16 protein-coding genes are annotated in these 18870 nt (G+C 39.6%); all 16 read right to left on the bottom strand.

The features are described 5' to 3' along the window. Positions 1-2131: GBS Bsp-like repeat-containing protein (locus tag I2F76_RS03760; RefSeq protein ID WP_195487259.1), on the bottom strand; the 2131-nt coding region annotated here is incomplete at its 3' end. Between the two features lie 145 nt (positions 2132-2276). Continuing rightward, positions 2277-3329: a sugar transferase gene (locus I2F76_RS03755; protein ID WP_195487258.1), complete on the bottom strand. Its 1053-nt coding sequence runs from the start codon at positions 3327-3329 to the stop codon at positions 2277-2279. 10 nt (positions 3330-3339) lie between these two features. Then, positions 3340-4332, bottom strand: a complete 993-nt coding sequence (locus I2F76_RS03750; protein ID WP_195487257.1) for a stealth family protein — start codon at positions 4330-4332, stop codon at positions 3340-3342. Beyond that, entirely contained in the window at positions 4329-5429 is a 1101-nt protein-coding gene (gene glf, locus I2F76_RS03745) for a UDP-galactopyranose mutase (protein ID WP_195487256.1), read from the bottom strand. The genes I2F76_RS03750 and glf overlap by 4 nt, the downstream gene beginning before the upstream one ends. Before the next feature lie 13 nt (positions 5430-5442). Next, on the bottom strand, positions 5443-6441 hold the full coding sequence (locus I2F76_RS03740; RefSeq protein WP_195487255.1) for an acyltransferase: 999 nt from the start codon (positions 6439-6441) through the stop codon (positions 5443-5445). 2 nt (positions 6442-6443) lie between these two features. Next, entirely contained in the window at positions 6444-7859 is a 1416-nt protein-coding gene (locus tag I2F76_RS03735) for a flippase (protein ID WP_003097109.1), read from the bottom strand. A gap of 51 nt (positions 7860-7910) precedes the next feature. Continuing rightward, complete coding sequence (locus I2F76_RS03730) at positions 7911-9077, bottom strand: hypothetical protein (protein WP_037621684.1); 1167 nt, start codon at positions 9075-9077, stop codon at positions 7911-7913. Between the two features lie 87 nt (positions 9078-9164). Then, positions 9165-10154 (bottom strand): glycosyltransferase family 2 protein, encoded by a 990-nt coding sequence (locus I2F76_RS03725; protein ID WP_229289652.1) that lies wholly within the window; start codon positions 10152-10154, stop codon positions 9165-9167. Positions 10155-10169: 15 nt separating this feature from the next. After that, positions 10170-11144 (bottom strand): glycosyltransferase, encoded by a 975-nt coding sequence (locus I2F76_RS03720; RefSeq protein ID WP_003097099.1) that lies wholly within the window; start codon positions 11142-11144, stop codon positions 10170-10172. A gap of 134 nt (positions 11145-11278) precedes the next feature. Continuing rightward, on the bottom strand, positions 11279-12427 hold the full coding sequence (locus I2F76_RS03715; protein WP_195487254.1) for a glycosyltransferase family 4 protein: 1149 nt from the start codon (positions 12425-12427) through the stop codon (positions 11279-11281). Positions 12428-12429: 2 nt separating this feature from the next. Next, positions 12430-13602, bottom strand: coding sequence for a beta 1-4 rhamnosyltransferase Cps2T (cps2T, locus tag I2F76_RS03710; RefSeq protein ID WP_195487253.1), 1173 nt, complete (start codon positions 13600-13602; stop codon positions 12430-12432). Between the two features lie 38 nt (positions 13603-13640). Then, positions 13641-15017 carry a sugar transferase gene (locus I2F76_RS03705; RefSeq protein WP_195487252.1) on the bottom strand — a complete coding sequence of 459 codons (1377 nt, stop codon included), beginning with the start codon at positions 15015-15017 and terminating at the stop codon, positions 13641-13643. Positions 15018-15036: 19 nt separating this feature from the next. Next, entirely contained in the window at positions 15037-15729 is a 693-nt protein-coding gene (locus I2F76_RS03700) for a tyrosine-protein kinase (RefSeq protein WP_021154082.1), read from the bottom strand. Positions 15730-15741: 12 nt separating this feature from the next. Beyond that, entirely contained in the window at positions 15742-16437 is a 696-nt protein-coding gene (locus I2F76_RS03695; protein ID WP_195487251.1) for a Wzz/FepE/Etk N-terminal domain-containing protein, read from the bottom strand. A 44-nt stretch (positions 16438-16481) separates the two neighbouring features. Further along, positions 16482-17213, bottom strand: a complete 732-nt coding sequence (cps4B, locus tag I2F76_RS03690; protein WP_070464689.1) for a capsular polysaccharide biosynthesis protein Cps4B — start codon at positions 17211-17213, stop codon at positions 16482-16484. Beyond that, positions 17210-18679 (bottom strand): LCP family protein, encoded by a 1470-nt coding sequence (locus I2F76_RS03685; protein WP_024055170.1) that lies wholly within the window; start codon positions 18677-18679, stop codon positions 17210-17212. Before I2F76_RS03685 ends, cps4B begins: the two co-directional genes overlap by 4 nt. Positions 18680-18870: the final 191 nt, after the last annotated feature.

Raw genomic sequence — 18870 nt, 5'->3', positions numbered from 1 at the left:
CTTCTTTCAAGCCATTTGGAGCTACCACATTGCGAATAACTGCATCAAAGGTACCCGTCTCAACATTATTATTTTCAATTGTTAAAGTACCACTTGGTTTTACGTGGTGTACTTCTGTCGCAGTCTTTGTGATGTATGTCGTGGTTTCTGTTATGTAGTTCCGTTGATTATTTTGATCTACATAGTAGACATGGACGTTGTACTTACCATCTTCATTTTTATGATCTGAGGCTTTGATGGTCGCTCGGTAGCTGCCGTCACTTTGACGAACTGCTTTGTGCCATACTAGATCATCTTGCCAGTTCTTGTCTGACCAGGTTGGTATCAAAACTTCTTTCAATTCATTTGGAGCTACTACATTGCGAATAACTGCATCAAAGGTTCCTGCCTCTGAATTATTATTCTCAATGGTGACAGTACCACTTGGTTTAACGTGGTGTACTTCTGTTGTAGTTTCTGTAATGTAGTTCCGTTTGTCAGCTTGATCCACATAGTAGACGTGGGCATGGTACTTACCATCTTCATTTTTATGATCGCTTGCCTTAATAGTTGCACGGTAGCTGCCGTCACTTTGACGAACCGCTTTATGCCATACTAGATCATCCTGCCAGTTCTTGTCTGACCAAGTTGGAACCAAGACTTCTTTCAAGCCATTTGGAGCTACTACATTGCGAATAACTGCATCAAAGGTTCCTGTTTCAACATTATTATTTTCAATAGTTAACGTGCCACTTGGTTTTAAATCCTCTGGACGTTTTCCAATGTAAACATTTGTCGTTGTTCCACCCACACCCGTCATTTGTCCATTGTTCTGAACATAGTAAAGATGGACATTGTAAAGACCGGTTGAGTTTTTATGGTCCGCTGCTTTTACATTGACGGTATAGGTCCCATTTGCTTGACGATTGGCTGTATACCAAACAAGGTCATCTTGACCGCCTGTTTCTGACCAGATCGGTACAGAAACGGTTCGAACTCCATTTGGTGCCTTAACATTTGAGATGACAACGTCAAAGCGGCCCGTCATAGTATCGTTATTGACAATGTCAATCTTCCCACTTAAGCTGCCTTCTGTCGGGTCTGCTGCAGGTTTTGCGTTCGCTGTGAAGCGACCGGTATAATCCACACTGTGGTCAAAGAGGTGTTTTCCTGGAAGCAATTCCGCTTGAGAAGTGAACTGCCAGGCGCCAGCTTTCCCATTGTAACGCAAGCTTTTCGCATCATTTACAGACAGTTTTGGAGAAGGGTATTGGGCAACCCAGAAATTCTGAAGCCCAAATTGAGCGGTGTTGACAGGACCTTTCTTGCGAAGGTTGTTTTCATCCAACCAGCTAGCACTGGTGTAGAACATCAAGTTGCTGTAGCCATTTTTACGCATTTCGTCCGCCCAGGCTTGGGTGTTGCGGTTAATGTTTGGCTGCATCTTGGCATCCTCAAAGTCATTGACCATGAGGGTGTTCTTTGGAAGATTCAAGCGTTGCGCCTCTGCAATGTAGAATCGTGCTTCTGCACGCGCTGCTTCCTCAGAAGTATAGCGTGAGAAGTGGTAGGTCGATACTTGCAGACCCGCAGCTTGTGCATTACGAATTTGGTTCTCCGCATTCGGGTTCTTGTACCAAGTGTCTTCTGTCAATTTGACAACGACACCGCCTACGCCTTTATTAGATAGGGTACGGTAGTCGCCAATACTAATGTCTCCGTTGTGGCTACTCACATCAACGAATGATTTTGGCTGAACCGCCACATCTGTTGAACGACCAGCAGGAGCGTGAGCGCCTGTGTTAAAGAAGGTCGTGCTTCCTGTATTAGACTGAAGAGGAGTTTCTTCTTTCTCAGTAGTCGATGCTTCTGTAGCTTTCTCTACAGATGGAGCCCCACTTTCTGAAGCCGCGGCCTTGTTCACAGGTGCTACAGGCTGTTCGGTCACATTTGCTGGTGCTGCATAGTTACTTGCGACAGGTGCTACCGACTTTTCAGCAACGGCTACTTCTGGCGCTTTTTCAGTTTGGACTTGGTTGCCTTCAGTAGTAGTGGCCTCATTTGAAACCAGCTCATCTGCACTGACTCCCTGAGCAGACACAGCCATCAAGACTGCCGCTCCGGCATAAAAAATAAGATCTTTCTTTTTCATATAAACTTCCCTTTATACAAATTTTATACGTTAATCATTTTACCACACGGTTTCAGCGATGAAAAGTTTTATAAGGCAAATTTTTAAAATTAGTGATATTTTTTTGAAAAACTAAAAAAAGAAGTCTGTCTGACTTCTTTTGATCTTATGATAAATGCTTTAAGGCTGTCTTTAAGTAGTGACCATCTCGGATTTCTTGGCCAACACGCTTGGCATTGTCTACCAAATCTTGGTAATCGGCATCTGAAAGATTGTCGATTGTCTCCTTCAAGTCATGAAGCGACTCTACTGCAATCCCACAGCCCTTCTCAAGCACAAAGTGAGATAAGGCTGACTGTTTCCACACCACCAGCGGGAAGCCTGATGCTAGATAAAGCGACGCCTTGTGAGAGTTGTTGTAGCGAAGGTACTCGCCAAAGACACCACTACAGGTTTTCGCACTATCCCCATCCCAGACAAGTCCAAAACCACCCTCAAGGGCTGCAGGAAGCTCATCAGGTAGGAAGGAGCCAAAGTAAGTTTCATTCTCTAAAGCTCTACTTTCATCAAAACCAACACCATAGAGGTTATAGGCAGGTTCTGCAGGAAGACCATAGAGATAACCAGCTTTTTCCTGGGCCAAATTACCTGCCACAATCATCGGCTGGTCTTTTGTTTGGCCACTTTTCTCTTGGAAATTTGGAATCAAATAGTCGAAAATGCCAAGGCTGACAATCTTATCTTCCGCAATTCCTTTATCCACCAAGACAGATTTCATCACTGGATTGTGGGCGATGATCCCATCAGCTGCACCAAGAAGACCTGATTCTTGAATTTGAACCCTAATCTTATGTTTCAAAGGTACTGTATCCAAATTGGCATAGCGTAAAACTTCCAAATCGTGGATAATAAAATGAACTTTTACGCCTTTTTTCTGTGCTTTCTTTACATGATGTGTTGTGAAAAAACTATGATGAAGCATTGGGAACTGGATAAGTAACTCATCGCCTTGCTTTAGTTGATTCAAGGCCTGACTAAAAGCCTTCGACTTATGAAGTTGTGCTTTAAGTGTGCTCATCTCGTACCAATTATCAACTGAAAGAACCAAGGCTTGATAGCCCTCTCTCGTTACAATTTCTTCAACATCATTACGTGCCTTATTACCCGCATTTTTAACATTGTTATCGTGTAAAAACTCTTCTTTTAAATAGTATTTCATCTCTTATTTCTCATTTTTCAAAAGCTGATTTTTCAGGATAGTGTTCTTTTAAGATTTCCTTAAAACGAATGATATACTCCTCTTTAAAGTCAATATCATCATTGACACAAAGCAATTTTTTACGTTTGTCTTTAAAGATACTTTCTAACCTATCTACTTGATTTAAATCTATCGACACTCCAAAACTCTTTGACATAGGGAAAAACTGATTACTTTCAATTTGCCAATGCTGACAGATATATTGATTAACATCTACTCCATAATCTCTAATTTGATTTCGTGACGTTTTATCTAAAGTTTCTCCTTCAATTTCCCATAAATGTGCCAAGGTACTTTTCTTCATTGGAACAGGTAAATGTTGGTTCACGTATCCTGTCGGACCCCAAGGCAAGAGTAACAAGTTTTTCAAAACCAAGAAACCATAACGGAAATTAAAGAATTTCCAAGGCGAAGATTTCAAAGCCTTCTTATTAGGAAAATGGCGATAAATTAATTCAACATTATTGTGATAAGTATTCGTAAATGGTGACCAAGGAACTAAAGCATCGTATACTGCTAAAAGCTTGGGTTGACCATTTTTATAAAAATCTGAAGGTTGACTATCTCTAATCAAGTACATATCATCATTGAAATATAAATAGTTTTCCGACAAACCTTTAATCCGATGGAGATTTAACTCAATAGCTGCTGAATTGAAAGTAGGCAAGTATTCTTCCGGAATAAACTCTTTATGAATCACTAATTTCAATTTTGGATGTTCTATGTTCAACCAGTCTGGCTTTTGTCCATTAGTAATGAGATAAATATTGTTAACCCACGGTGCATGTTTTTCAATCATACGGAACCAATAGTTAAAGGTTCCATAATCACGATACCTTTGTTCTCCATCAGTATCTTGATTTACAGCTTCAACTTGACCTGTTATACGTTGCTTCTCACGGATAAACTCGGGGTCACTTCCATCTACCCAGAGAACAACGATATCAATTTTTTCTTGTGTCATTTAGTAAATTCTTTCTCAACGACTTCTAAAGCACGCTCAATAACCACGTGCATGTCGTAGTATTTATAGTCTGCCAAACGTCCACAGAAGATAACCTTATCATTTTTAGCGGCTTCTTCTTGGTACTTGGCAAACATAGCGTTATTCTTTTTATCATTGATTGGGTAGTAGGGTTCATCCCCACGTTTCCAGTCAGCTGGGTATTCGCGGGTGATGACTGTCTTGGGTTGTGTACCATACTCGAAGTGCTTATGCTCAATGATACGAGTATAAGGAATCTCACGCTCGGTATAGTTGACCACGGCATTCCCTTGATGGTTTTCCTCATCCAAGACTTCGTGTTCAAAACGAAGACTACGGTACTCCAACTCCCCATGCTTGTAGTCAAAGTACTGGTCAATCATTCCTGTAAAGACAACCTTATCAGCTGAGCTTTCCAACTCTTCACGATTGGCAAAGAAGTCAACTCCAAGTTCTACTTCTACATCACCAAGCATGTTTTCAATGATGACGTTGTAACCACCGATTGGAATTCCTTGGTAACGGTCATTAAAGTAGTTATTATCAAAAGTCAAACGAACCGGAAGACGTTTGATGATAAATGGCGGAAGGTCTGTTGCAGAACGTCCCCATTGTTTTTCTGTATATCCCTTGATCAACTTTTCGTAGATATCTGGACCAATCAACTTGATAGCTTGTTCTTCCAAGTTTTTAGGCTCAACATCTTTCATATCCGCCGTTTGCTCAGCAATCTTGTCCTTGACTTCTTGAGGAGTCTTAGTGCCCCACATGGCATAGAAGGTATTCATGTTGAAGGGAAGATTGTAGAGGTTCCCCTTGTAGTTAGCCACCGGTGAGTTGATATAGTTGTTGAATTCAGCGAACTGGTTGACATAGTCCCAGACTTTTTTGTTGGACGTATGGAAAATGTGGGCACCGTACTTGTGGACGTTGATGCCTTCAATCTCCTCGCAGTAGATATTTCCACCGATGTGATCTCTCTTGTCAATCACTTTTACTTTTTTACCACGTTTTGTTGCTTCGTGTGCGAAAATGGCTCCAGACAAACCAGCACCAACAATTAGATAATCGTACATCAAAAACTCCTTTTTATAACTTAACTATTCGATTGATATAAGGGATTTTCATTAATATCATAGTTATTAGAAAACTAATCATTAATGTGAATACAGGGAAAAATAAGTATACACCTACTATGTTAAATCCTATCAACTTTTGCCATATTTTCATAATATAGGTATGTATAATAAATACCCCCATCGTTTGGACTGATAACAAGTAGATCATTCTATATTTAGAAGCATCAATAGTTAGCGTCAATAAAGTAAGAAATAGTCCTAAACTAATTACTTTCACCAAAAGATTGTCATAAAAATATTCAGCAAAAAGATTATGATAAGTATTTTTTGCTATGAAAAATAATATTATCGGTGAAATCAATAACAAAAGTATGCTAACAATTTTCATCCATCCCTTAAAGATTGATTTTAAATTATCTATATCGAATTGTGCTACAAAGCCACCTAAAATATAGTAAAAGAACCAAGTCCATAATCTAAACGTCTGTATAACATAAATTTGCACTGGCATTTGAAGCAAAAAATTTATCAATTCAAAAATCAAACCAATAATTGTTAATACAGATAGAAAGTATAAATAACTTCTTTTTGAATGTAAATACTTCTTCAATATCGGCAAACATAAATAAACTAGTATTAATGAGCCGAAAAACCAAAATTGGAAGAAATAACCCTTTTGTAGCAAAGAAGCCAAAATTTTTTTAATTGGATTAATTGTGAAGTCTCTTTTAAGTAACCAGATGATAACAGTCCATGACGACACTGTTATTAGAACCCATTTTATTTTATGTAGTATATAGGGATATGTTATCTTGCTTTTGCCCAATAATAAATAACCATTCACCATAAAAAACAAGGGAATTGAATAAGTACCTAGATAATATAAATAAGATGAGTAATTCCATTGCCCTGTTTCCTTAAACCCTGGCATCGTAGTGTGAAGCAAAACAACTCCGATACAAGCAATTATTTTAATCAAGTCTAAGTTTATATTCCGTATTATCTTCATTTCTAATTTTTCCCTATTATTTGTTTTAATTCTTTTACATCTACCACTTTCAGAACTAGAATAGCAAGCAGGTAAATGATCCCACCAAGCACCGCATATACGAGTACATTTAGGGTAGGGGTGAAATGTAGGAACGGTCTTACAAGTTGCAAGAGGCCATACATCAGAGCAGATGCGAACATAATTTTTGTCATCGCACCGATAATTGGAACTTCCTTGAGGTAATGACGGGTATAGTACAATTGAATCAGCCATACCAAAGATTCTGTTAAGACGGATACAATGGCTGCACCGATAAAACCAAAACGAGGCAAGAAGAGCAGGTTCAACCCGACACTGACGATAGCAGGAATGGTGGTGGATAGCATAAATTCTTTGTTCTTATCATGCGGGATAAGAATTTGAATCCCCATAATATTGGTCCATCCGATAAAGAACATACGGAAGATCATGATAGCGATGGCATAGCGAGCATCTTGGAAATCTTTTCCCAAGAAAAATTGAACAAAGTCATCGTTAACAATCAGCATGCCTGCAATGATTGGGAAAATCACCAAATTATAAACCAAAAAGGACATTTGGTGCATCTTATTGACAGCCTTGTGGTCTCCCGACGACAAGAGGCTCGATACACGGGGCAACATAACGCTTCCCAGTGAGGTGACTAAGGTCAACAAAATATTTACGAGTTTTAAGGCTTGGTCGTAAATCCCTACATCCTTTGTAGAAGCAAGTGCCCCCAGCATGGTCCGATCCAAGGTGACATAGAGGGAAATGGCAATCTGCGGTAAAAAGAGCAGAATGACTGGCTTCAAATGCACCCGTGCATAGGCCATATCAAAACGGGCTTTCCCAATAAATTCACGGGCAGGTAGCCACATACTAAGCTGACCTAAGAGCTCAAAGATGGTGAGCAAGAATACATAGAGATAAAGATCATTGGCAGATTTGACAAACAAGAAGATGGAGATGACTCCAACCAGTTTGACCGTGATATTTCGAACAGTAATTTTACGAAAATCTTCCAATCCCTGAAAAAGCCAGGAGATGTCCAGTCCTTTTGAAACTAAACTGAGCCCCAAAATATAGGCCACAGGATTTTGCATTGAAGGAAGCGACAAGCACAGCAAGACATAGAGCAGGATGGAAACAAAGGTCGCACCTAACTGGAGGGTATAAATCCCCCAAAAATTCTTTCGGATCTCTTGCAGGTGCCCTGAAATCTCCTTAGTACCATAATTTGCTACCCCTAAAGTCGCTAAAAGGATAAAGTAGGTAACAATGGAGTTGAAATAGCCGTAAGTTCCTAAATCTTCAGAGCTAAATACCCGAGTGACATATGGGGTAGTGATAATCGGTAGGATAATCACCAGTAGCTGGTAGGAAAGATTATAGGCGTAATTTTTAAGAACCTTCATAAGTACAATAACTTGTTTTAGCCTTCCTTTAGATTTAACGAATGCTCTTCTTTATTCAATGTTCGTATCCTCATTCAGAATAAACAGGCGACTGATAAACAAGATTAATGGAGAATAACGAAGAACTAACATCTGAGGATCAAACATGCCATGGATAATCATAATCCCTAAGCAAGCCAGTACGATATCTTTTTGAATGGACACAAAATAACGCATCACTTTTGTCAATGCAAACAACATAAATACACTGACAATCAAGCCATCAATAACCAATAATTGAACAAAAGAGCTATCAATATAATTGTAATTACTAGTGAAATTTCCAAATATATCAAGAGTTGTAAAGGAAATTGGTTGCCCTAACCAAGATACACCAAAATTTTGAAAACCATTGACACTGAGACGCAAGCGATTATGCGTAAATTGATCGACTAAGTGAAATAAATTCCCAGATGAATAAAAACAAAAATACAAGATAATCACTAAAGCTAAAATAAAACCGTACTGCACAAGTGTCTTTGTCCAGAAATTTCCAATGATAAACTCTTTTTTAAAAATTTTAACACTCAACAAAGCATAGGTTAGTATCAAGATACTTAAGTAAAATGGACTAGATGTCGAAGTTTGTTGGTACATATAAATCGTAGCCAAGAGTAAAGCCATCAATTCAATGTATGTAATTTTTTTACCTCGAAACATTAGATAACTACACAAGGCAAAAAACATTCTCTGGGAAGCAAATGAAACGTAGTTAAATCCCAAACTAAAGCGATAACCACCATCTGCATTCATAAACATATTGGCAATAATACCTTTTTGACTGGCATAAATTGTCAAACAAAGTACCAAGAATGTCGCTAAAGAAAAAGTTCCTAATAATTTTCTAAAATCAATATCTCTAGCAGAGAAAACAAGGAGTAGCACATTTATATCCAACATCCCATCGCGATTTTTTGCAACTATAAACATCGCAAGAAAAAATACCGTTACTGTTAATAATTGTTTCCAATGGAATCTAAAGTAATTTAGAGTATTCGACAAGTTCAGTAACTCTTTTATCAATAATGCGAAAATCGTAAGATAAAGTAATGATCGATAAAGCGATAAAAAGCCATCTAACCGAATAAAATAAGTGGTTGTGACTAATGAAGCGACAACAACCCATACAAACAAGGTACATAAATAAATTTTTTCTGAGATAAAACGATTGTTCGTCACAATAGTCATCCAAACCTTTCAATCATGATTATAAAATCTTATTACTAGTATCCATAAAAACCTCTCACAACTAAATAGCGAATATCCCTATTTTATCAAGGTTTGTAGTTTTTTTAAAAAAATTACTGTCAGATACATTCTGAAATGTAATAACCGTCTAACGAGAGGGTGAAGCGGAGAAGTCGCTTTTTTTAGCAATGCAATCATCTCTTGATTTCTACACAGCACCTCAACATAGTGTCGTTTTTTAGAAAGAGACATCTTTTGATTTGATATGTTCTGTATATTACTCATCAAAATACGAGCCTTTATTTGATCAATAAATTGATCATCATGGATGTCCCAGCCTGTCATCAACTGATCAACTTTTTCTAGTTCTTCCAATTGATAGCTCATCCGATAGGGATTATACTGCCCCATCGCAGAATCTGTTCTACCCGAGACATAAACATAATAACAAGTTTTTGAAAATGAAATTGTATGAACACATTCAAATACATTTAGATTGAATCGAACATCTTCTCCTAATTCATACTGCTCAAACATTATTCGATGCTCTTCCAAGAACTCTCTACGATAAATTTTATTCCAAACAGTATACATCATGTCTGATAAAAATAATTCCGTAAAGAGAGCAATGAACTGATTCCTATCTTTTTTTCCTTCAATAGGAAGAATTTTTGCTGATCTAGTCGTTTCTGATAGGTTCTTTTCAAGAGAGTTATAGTAACTAAATACCAATAAATCTAATCCAGAATCCAACTGATTTTCCATATCAGAAAACAAGTTTCCTACTAGATAATCATCCGCGTCTACAAAACAAATAAATTCACCTTGAGCTTTTGCTAAACCAAAGTTTCGAGCTGAACCGACACCATGGTTTTCAATATGATAGGCCGAGATATTTGAGTACTCACTAGCATAAGTATCGCAAATACTGCCACTACTATCAGTAGATCCATTGTCTATCAATAAAATTTCTAAATCAGTATATTCTTGGACAAGTATACTATTGATGCAACGATGAAGATAGTTCTCTACATTGTACACCGGTATAATGACTGAGTACTTCAACATAATCCCCTAAATCTCTTACTTCATTCCTTGTATAGTAAAAGCCATCTTCAACAAGTTCAAACGGTATAACAAATATTTCATCCTATTTGGTAGGTATTTTATTTCACTATACATTATTTTATTTTTTCTTAATTCCTGATTGACATCATTTCTTATTTCAGCATATTGACGATCTAGCTTAGCTTTATACAAGCTAGCTAAAATATGAGTCAATCCATTTACATAATACAGTTGTGAGATATGCAACTCTTCTTGATTTAATTGCGAACGTACAAAATCAGAATAAAACATTTCTTTATAAAACCCAAACATATCTCTAAACTTTTTTTCATTCCAAGACTGTGTAATAGAATCTGGATTGTCGATTAAGTAGTGATAGTATTTTTGATTAGTTGCATAGACCTTCTTAGCCGCAAGAAACAGTTTGTAATTAGTGCCAAGATCCTCATAGTATTTCCCAATTGGAAACTGAATGTTATGATCAGTGAATAATGATTTTCGATAGATTTTATCATTAGCAAACCCAGTAATATAACTATGCTTCAGCATTTGCACAAAAGCATCTTTACCTTCAAATACTTGAGTCACTACTGGATCCGAAACGATAACATCCTCTTCACCCTTCACAAACTCACGATTAAAAGAAATAATATCAAACTCTTGAGATTCTAGCGCTTCTACTAACGCTATAAAGGTATCTGGTTCAATCCAATCATCTGAATCAGGAAAATAAACATATTCTCCTTTGGCATGAGAAATACCTGTGTTCCGTGCTTCAGAAAGTCCACCATTTTCTTTATGAATAACTGAGATAAAGTCATAAGCCTTAACATAGTCATCACAGATTTGAGGAGAATGATCAGTACTCCCGTCATCAACAAGTAGAATCTCATAGTCCTTCCATTCTTGGGCAAGAACACTTTCAATGCAACGTTTTAAATATCTTTCAACATTATATACTGGAATGACGACAGTTAATAGTGGTTTCATAGATTATTTACCTAAATTTTTATTCTACTCTAATTCTTCTCCTCTCTGATCTAACTGACTTACAACATTCAATGATATATGGTAAATCTTTAAACCAGCTCGGATATAATCCTTTTTTCAGCGAATTTGATTATTTAGTATTTCTTATACAACTCCGAAAAATTACGAATATAACTTTGTAATGAGAAGAGTTCTTTTTGGCGTTTAACAGAGGCCTTTCCAAATTGTTCTCTCTTCTCAGTGTTCTCAGCCAATTCTTGAATAGCCTTGGATAATTCAGAAGGTTGATTTGGTGTGGCAAGAAGGCCGTTTTCGCCTTCCTTAACCATTTCACAGACACCACCATGACGGTAACCGACTACAGGTTTACCACAAGCCATCGCTTCTAGTACGACTGTTGGTAGTGGATCTGGATTGGTACTTGGCAAGACAAAGATATCAAACATATTATAGAGTTCTGTTGTCTTGCTATAATAGTCAATTCGCTTGATTTGTCCAGATACTAGTGAGTCTGATATAGCCTTCTCCAACTCCTCCACGCGCCACTCTTCACCTTCAAATGCACTTCCTGCCAAAAAGGCTACTGCTTTTAGATTAGACTTTAAGATTGGAGTCACAGCTTCTAAAAAGTCGCCTTGCCCTTTCCAGGCATTCACTCGACCAACCATTCCGATCACCAAAGCATCCTGGGCGATACCAAACTGATCACGGACCGCACTAGCATCCATCACCTGATAAACAGCATTGTCAACACCATTATAGATGACTTGAACTTGGTCATCTTTTACAAAACGAGACTGCTTGACATGATTAGCAACAGCATTTGAAACTGTCACAATCGTATCCGCATAGCGCCCCATCAAAAAGTTGATGAAATCAGAGATTGCTTTTGGTTTTACGATAATTTCATGTACATGCCAAATCAAAGGTAATTTCAACTTCCGTTTAAGATAAATCCCCTCAAGTACCGCAGTCGTATTATTGTGAATAAGAGTAATGCCATTCTCCTTAGCATACTGAGCAATTTGTTTGGAGTAACGGTTATAGGAGCCAAAGTACTCAAGAATCCCTTTTGGATTAAAATATTTACGGCGCAAGATGGGGTAATCAATAACTTTAACCTTTGCACCGACCTCTTCTAAAGCACCCACTAAGACACCGTCGTTGGGTAAAATAACGTGTGCTTCAAAAGCATCTTTATCCAATCCTTTAATAAGCTCTAACAAAACCTTGTCAGCACCATACATTTCGGCACCAGCATGAAGATATAATATTTTCTGCATTTCTAACCTTTAAATACTTTCTCGTAGTCTGTGACAATCTTTTCCCAAGTAAAAGCTTCTGCAATCCGTTGACTTGATTTTTGATTAAGATCTTCGATTGCTTGAACGTCTAATTGCTCAGCCTGATCAATGACATGTGCCAATTGATCTTTCTTCCAATAAAGAGCCCCCTCTTCACCGACTTCTCGGTTGAAACCAACATCTAACAATAGATTAAGCTTAGTAGACTCTAGTGCCTCAAGAAGTGACGGATTGGTACCACCTACCTCATGACCATGGAAATAAGCAAAGGCATTCTCACGAATGTATTTGAGCAACTCTTGATCATAGACCGTCCCGACAAACTTCACTCGAGGATCTTGATCAAATCCTGTATCCTTACGCAACTGTTCATAGAACTTGTTTTGTTCTACATTGGTAATCAGGACAAAATCTTTTTGTGAATTGGACTGCATAAAGCCACGAATCATAGCTTCATAGTTGTTTTCCGGCACAAAGCGACCTACGACAAGATAGTAGTTTCCTTCAGCAACTTGCTTATTCGCAAACCAAGTCCGTACTTTCTCGTCTTCTTTACTCAGGATAGACTTGCTTGTATCGGTTCCATAAGCAATATAGGTCGTCTGTGGTTGATACTTAGCGTAATCCTTCTGAATATAGGCTTCGATATTCTTGCTGTCACAGATCAAAAGGTCGGCATGTTTGACCATGAGTTGTTCAGAAAATTTCCAGTATTTGCGAACTGGAAGACTCCACTTGGCACGAAGCCACTCATGACCATCTGGATTGACCATCAGAGTTCCTCCGATAGCCTTGATTTTCTTTTTAATCCTTGAAATAAAGGGACCAATCCGACAAGCCAAGACATAAAAGATCGGTGCTTGATCTTTGTTTTTTTTTGCGATTTCAATCGCCTTATTGAGGGCTGCGATATCATAAGCAATGGCACGCGCAGGACCTATATTAGGGACATCAATGTTGTAACAGATTGCGCCGTTATGCTCGAAAGTATCTGCAGTGATTCCTGATTTGGCTGAATTTTCCCGCATACAAGCTACATAATACTGAATATTTTTGTCTTGTTGGAATTCTGTCAACTTCTCAACAAAGGTCTCAAAACCACCATATTTTGCTGGAATCCCTTTGGAACCAACGATATAAATTGATTGTGTCATTTTTCTCCTAACATGGAAAGGACGAAGTAGGTATTTTCCTACTTCGCTCCTTCTTTTTTAAGTACAACCTTCACGGTCTTGAGCAGGATCTGAATATCTCTCCAGATCGTCCAACCATCCATATACGCAACGTCGAGTTTGACCACTTCGTCAAAATCTGTAATCTCACTGCGTCCGCTCACTTGCCAAAGGCCGGTAATCCCTGGCTTGAAACTGAGGCGACGTTTTTGAGCTGGCGTATAGTCTTGGTATTCGTCTACCGTTGGAGGACGAGTTCCGACTAGACTCATATCACCGATCAACACATTGTAAAATTGTGGCAATTCATCAAGACTGGTCTTACGGATAAAGCGTCCGATTGGGGTTACCCGCGGATCATTTTCCATCTTGAACATGCCACCCGTCATGGTATTTTGTTCCATGAGATCTTTTTTAATCTCTTCGGCATCCACGCGCATGGAGCGGAATTTATAGAAGTTGAAATACCGACCATTCTTTCCAACCCGCTTCTGTACAAAGAAGGCAGGGCCGCCATCCTTACGAATCAGAGGGACTAAGACGATACTCACTAGTCCACAAATCAAGAGACCAAAGAGGGCTCCTGCAATGTCTAAGAGACGTTTAGCAAAGACGTGGCTCGGTTTGTAGAAGTTGGTTGAGAAAGTGACGACACTTAGTCCCCCGACTTCTCGAACCCGTTTATTGCCCAAGGAAGCGAAGTTAAAGGCATTGAGATTAACCGATACATCGATCCCCATACTCTCAAACTCCGAGACGAAGTCACTAATATTGTAGTCCTCACTTGGCAGATTAATAAACACTTCATCCACCACTTCCTTGGTCACAAAGTTCATCATTTGATCTGGATGCACCACCCGTACACCCGAATGAGCAAAATCCGTATCGTCCATGACGGTGACACCGATCAGTTCCCCATGATAAAGGCTAGGCGAATGCAGAATATCAAATACCTTTTCCATCCGACTGGTCGCTGTGATCAAGAAAATCTTTCGCGAACTTTTCCGTCGTGGTGAAACAGACTTCCGGTATCTCTTGAGCAAGAGATCCATGATATAGACGGAAAACGTATTGAAAAGAAAGAAGTAGATCATCCCCCGACGAGAGATGGAAAAGACCCCATCGAGCATAAAAGAGGTAAAGGTGATCCCAACAGCGAAAAATACGTTGTATTTCAAGACCTGAAAGAGCTCATCTAGATAGCCTCTGCTATAAAAACGATAGGCAATATTGCTAATGTAAAAGGCTACAAAATGCAAGAGATAGAGAATGGCGATCGTCTGTGACGTGTATTCTGCATCCTTAAAAAGACTCACAATGTAAGCTGAAAATAGGACAGCTAAACTTTGAAAGAGAACAATATTTAGTTTTTCCAGTTCAATTCTTTCTTCTCCCATTTTCCCTCAATCCTATTCTTTACTTTTTCCCGTACTCTCCGTAAGATCCATACCCACCGTATGAACCATACTCAGCAGCTTTAATGTTAAATTTATTGAGCACTACTCCTAAGAAAGGTGTGCCTGTTTGTTCTAATTGGTCCTTGGCCTTTTGGACAGCCTTGCGTCCATTGGCACCAGATTCTGTGATCAAGACAGTTCCATCACAGCGTTGGGCGATAATGGCCGCATCGATCACGACCCCGATTGGAGGCGTATCGACAATGATGTAGTCAAAATGCTCACGCAGGGCATCCATCATCACAGTGAAGTTCTTGCTTTGCAAGAGACCTGTTGGGTTTGGCGCGACCTGCCCAGACTCGATGATATCCAAGTTTGGAAAATCAGTCGCATACAAGATTTGGTCCAATTGGCTACGACCAGATAAGAAGTCGGTCAAGCCTTGGATCTTATCCCGGCTACGGAAAATCCCTGTCATGACAGAGTTCCGGATGTCACAGTCGACCAAGAGGGTCTTGTAACCCGCACGCGCAAAGGCAACGGCCAAGTTGGTTGAAGTGGTTGATTTCCCTTCATTTTCTTGAACAGATGAAATGGCGATGACTTTTAAGTCCACCCCGCTCAATTGGATATTCGTCGCAAGGGCATTGAAGTACTCTTCTGCCTTCCGAATTTCTTGTAATTTGTTTTTTGAAATTTCTAACGTATTCATGCGATCCCCAGTCTACAGTTTCTTAATATCTGGCACAATACCAAGCAAGGTTAAGCCCATCAACTCTTCGATATCTTCTGGTCTCTTGACACGATCGTCCAAGACTTCTACTACGACCATGAGCACCACCATGAGGCCTGCTCCAGCAATAAAGCCAAGAAGGACATTGCGCTTGATATTTGGTGAAGAAGGTGATTGAGGCACTTCTGCTTCATCCAAGGTCGTAACATCTGACACCTTGGTCACAGCAATGATCTTTTCAGCTGCTACATTCCGAAGGCCATTGGCAATACGAGCTGCCTCTTTTGGATTTCCGTCCTTAGCCGTAATCGAAAGGATACGAGTATCTGTTGGAACGGATACACTGATCTTTTTCGACAACTCAGCAGGTGTCATATCGAGTTTCAATTCTTCGATGGCTTGGCTCAAGACATTTTGAGAAAGAATGATTTCACGGTAGTCCTTAACCAAGTAAGAACCCGCCTGCAAATCAGAGTTTGTCAAGGCATTGTTGTCTTGGTTTTGACGACTGACCACGTAGATCCGGCTAGTACTTTGGTATTCTTTCTTGGCTAAAAAGGCACTGTAGCCAAATGCTGCAATGGCAAAGACAAGAGCGACCAAAACGATCGAAAACTTACGTTTCCATAGGGTCTTCAGCATAGCGAAAACATCAATTTCCACTGCTTGATTTTCTTGATTGTTCATTTCCTAATTACTCCTTCGTGTGGATCTCTCCACCTGTTTCATGGTTAGATTAATTCATCTGCTAACAAGAGTTCTTGATTGCTGACAAAGAGAGCTTGTGCTCGTTGTTCTCCGTATTCTTCCTTGATCAAGCGATAGGCTTCTGCCATATAAGGCGGTCGTTTATCCACATTGTGCATATCACTGGCAACAAAGTGCACCAAGTCTTTTTCTAAGAAGTACCGAGCTCGTTTTTTCAGTTGTTTTTGCTCATCCCCAAATAGGCGAGGCTTGAGAACGCTGGAACTATTTATCTGCATGTAGCAGCCCATGTCAATCATCTCTTGCACGCGCTCCTCATTTTTCTCCAAGCACTTGTAGCGCTCAATATGGGCCACCACCGGTGTCACACCTAGATGGAGCAAACGGTCCAAGGCCGTATGAATCTCCTTGTAAGGCGTTCCCATGCTGAATTCAATTAGTGCAAAGCGCGTCTCTGCCAAACGTGGAATGATCTTTTCTTCCAGTTTTTTCAAGACATCATTAGTAAAGTAGATCTCTGCCCCGTAATGAATCGTTAAATCTGGCGCGACCTCTGCCGCAATTTTTTTCACTTCTTGAAAATTTTCAGAAATCTTTTCTTCGGGAGTTTCAAACATTCCCTTGCGACGATGAGAAGTGGAGATAATGGTCCGTACCCCTTGGTGATAGCTTTCTTCCAATAAGGCGCGCGTATCTTCTCTTGTCTTTGGTCCATCATCCACATCAAAGACGATGTGCGAGTGGATATCAATCATTTTTCTTTTCCTTCCATAACTTTTTGGATGGTTTCTTTTGCCTTGGTCAAGCTGGCTTGATCCAACTCCATGACATAGAGGTTGTAACCAGGCATAGCATAAGACGGCAAGTCATTTCGTCCTTGACCGGTAATCGCTTGAGAAGTCACCTCATAAGAACCACCCGTTTCTAACTGGGTATTGATCAAGTTCATCATAGTCGGCAACTGCATATTGGTTTGGACAGAATCTTGGAGGTTTCCGATAATCTCATTGTAGTTGCTTAAGACCTTGGTAGAGGTCAACTTTTTGATAATGGCCGCAATGACTTTTTCTTGGTTTTTACCACGGTCATTGTCGCCACCTTGGAGAGAGTAGCGTTCTCGGACAAAACCGAGAGCTTGCTCTGAATTCAAATGAACCTTTCCAACTGGGAAATGGAACTTGCCATGAAGGCTCGTGAATTCTTGGTCATTTTCCACATCGATTCCCCCTAGAAGGTCAATCAACTTGAGGAAGGAGGTGAAATTGAGACGAACGTAGTAGTTGAGCTTGATATCATAGAGATTCTCAAGGGTATGGATCGAAGCATCCACTCCGTAGATCCCCGCGTGGGTCAACTTATCGTTCTGGTTGTTACCACCATCTGCAATCGGTACATAGGCATCCCGTGGAGTCGTTGTCAATAGGACTTGCTTGGTCTTTCGATTGACCGTCATGATGATATTGACATCTGAACGTGAAACCGAGGTTACTGGGCCATAGGTATCGATCCCGCTGACATAGATGTTAAAGACATCCGCATTGGCAGACACCTTGCTCGTCGCTGCCACTTCTTTTCGGATCTTGTAGGAATAGATTTTCTTCAACTTCTTCGCATAGTCCGCATCTTCTGCGGCAATGGTATCCTCAAAGGTACTGTTGAGGACCATAGCAGAAGCATTCCCTTCTTGCAGGCTCTTATAAGCATCTAGATAAGTCGGGGCATCCACTACAGAAATTTCCTGACCCTTGGTCTTTTTGATGTTGTCCAAGAGGGCAGTGAGATTGGCTTCGTTATTATTGCCCTTTGGTGCCACCACTTCCTTGATTTCTTTGATATCTTTGATGTCACTGTCTTTCTTGACATAGACAGCCATCTCAAACTCTGTATAGTTAGAATGGCCATTGACATTACTAGTCAGATTCAGCAGCTGTTGACTAGCAAATAACACTCCTGAACTAGCCAATAAGCCAACAAGAAGCAGGACCAAAGTTGTCTTTTTGGCCTGATTTTTGATCACAAACCAAGCTGATAAGAGCAAGAGAAGAGCTAGTAGTGCAATCACGAGAACATTGACATAGCGAAAAGCCAAGATGTTATTGGCCAACATGGTATAGGTCGCCCAACTTGCAGTCATAAGCAAAAAAATAAGCAATACGGAATTAATGATTCGCAATTGCCCCCACTTATGCTCTGAACGACGACTCCGTCTCCTTTGTGACATAAATACCTCCAATTAGTCCTAATCATATTTATTGTAACATATTTTTAGCAAAAAATGCATTAATTATCACTATTTTGTCTATTACGTACATCCGAGAAGTAAGCGCTTTCCATAGTTTGGAATTTCCCCTGTATACTTATGCAGAGAATCCAAAAAAACCGGGTGAAAAACCCGGTTTGAGAATGTAGACA

The sequence above is a fragment of the Streptococcus parasanguinis genome, from assembly GCF_015557775.1.
In the GTDB taxonomy this organism is placed as follows: domain Bacteria; phylum Bacillota; class Bacilli; order Lactobacillales; family Streptococcaceae; genus Streptococcus; species Streptococcus parasanguinis_AA.
This window is presented reverse-complemented; position numbering and strand designations above follow the sequence as displayed.

Bases quoted from the DNA above. Each gene is read 5' to 3' on its own strand.
- I2F76_RS03755 (WP_195487258.1), bottom strand. From the start codon at position 3,329: ATGAAATACTATTTAAAAGAAGAGTTTTTACACGATAACAATGTTAAA.
- I2F76_RS03750 (WP_195487257.1), bottom strand. From the start codon at position 4,332: ATGACACAAGAAAAAATTGATATCGTTGTTCTCTGGGTAGATGGAAGT.
- glf (WP_195487256.1), bottom strand. From the start codon at position 5,429: ATGTACGATTATCTAATTGTTGGTGCTGGTTTGTCTGGAGCCATTTTC.
- I2F76_RS03740 (WP_195487255.1), bottom strand. From the start codon at position 6,441: ATGAAGATAATACGGAATATAAACTTAGACTTGATTAAAATAATTGCT.
- I2F76_RS03735 (WP_003097109.1), bottom strand. From the start codon at position 7,859: ATGAAGGTTCTTAAAAATTACGCCTATAATCTTTCCTACCAGCTACTG.
- I2F76_RS03725 (WP_229289652.1), bottom strand. From the start codon at position 10,154: ATGTTGAAGTACTCAGTCATTATACCGGTGTACAATGTAGAGAACTAT.
- I2F76_RS03720 (WP_003097099.1), bottom strand. From the start codon at position 11,144: ATGAAACCACTATTAACTGTCGTCATTCCAGTATATAATGTTGAAAGA.
- I2F76_RS03715 (WP_195487254.1), bottom strand. From the start codon at position 12,427: ATGCAGAAAATATTATATCTTCATGCTGGTGCCGAAATGTATGGTGCT.
- cps2T (WP_195487253.1), bottom strand. From the start codon at position 13,602: ATGACACAATCAATTTATATCGTTGGTTCCAAAGGGATTCCAGCAAAA.
- I2F76_RS03705 (WP_195487252.1), bottom strand. From the start codon at position 15,017: ATGGGAGAAGAAAGAATTGAACTGGAAAAACTAAATATTGTTCTCTTT.
- I2F76_RS03700 (WP_021154082.1), bottom strand. From the start codon at position 15,729: ATGAATACGTTAGAAATTTCAAAAAACAAATTACAAGAAATTCGGAAG.
- I2F76_RS03695 (WP_195487251.1), bottom strand. From the start codon at position 16,437: ATGAACAATCAAGAAAATCAAGCAGTGGAAATTGATGTTTTCGCTATG.
- cps4B (WP_070464689.1), bottom strand. From the start codon at position 17,213: ATGATTGATATCCACTCGCACATCGTCTTTGATGTGGATGATGGACCA.
- I2F76_RS03685 (WP_024055170.1), bottom strand. From the start codon at position 18,679: ATGTCACAAAGGAGACGGAGTCGTCGTTCAGAGCATAAGTGGGGGCAA.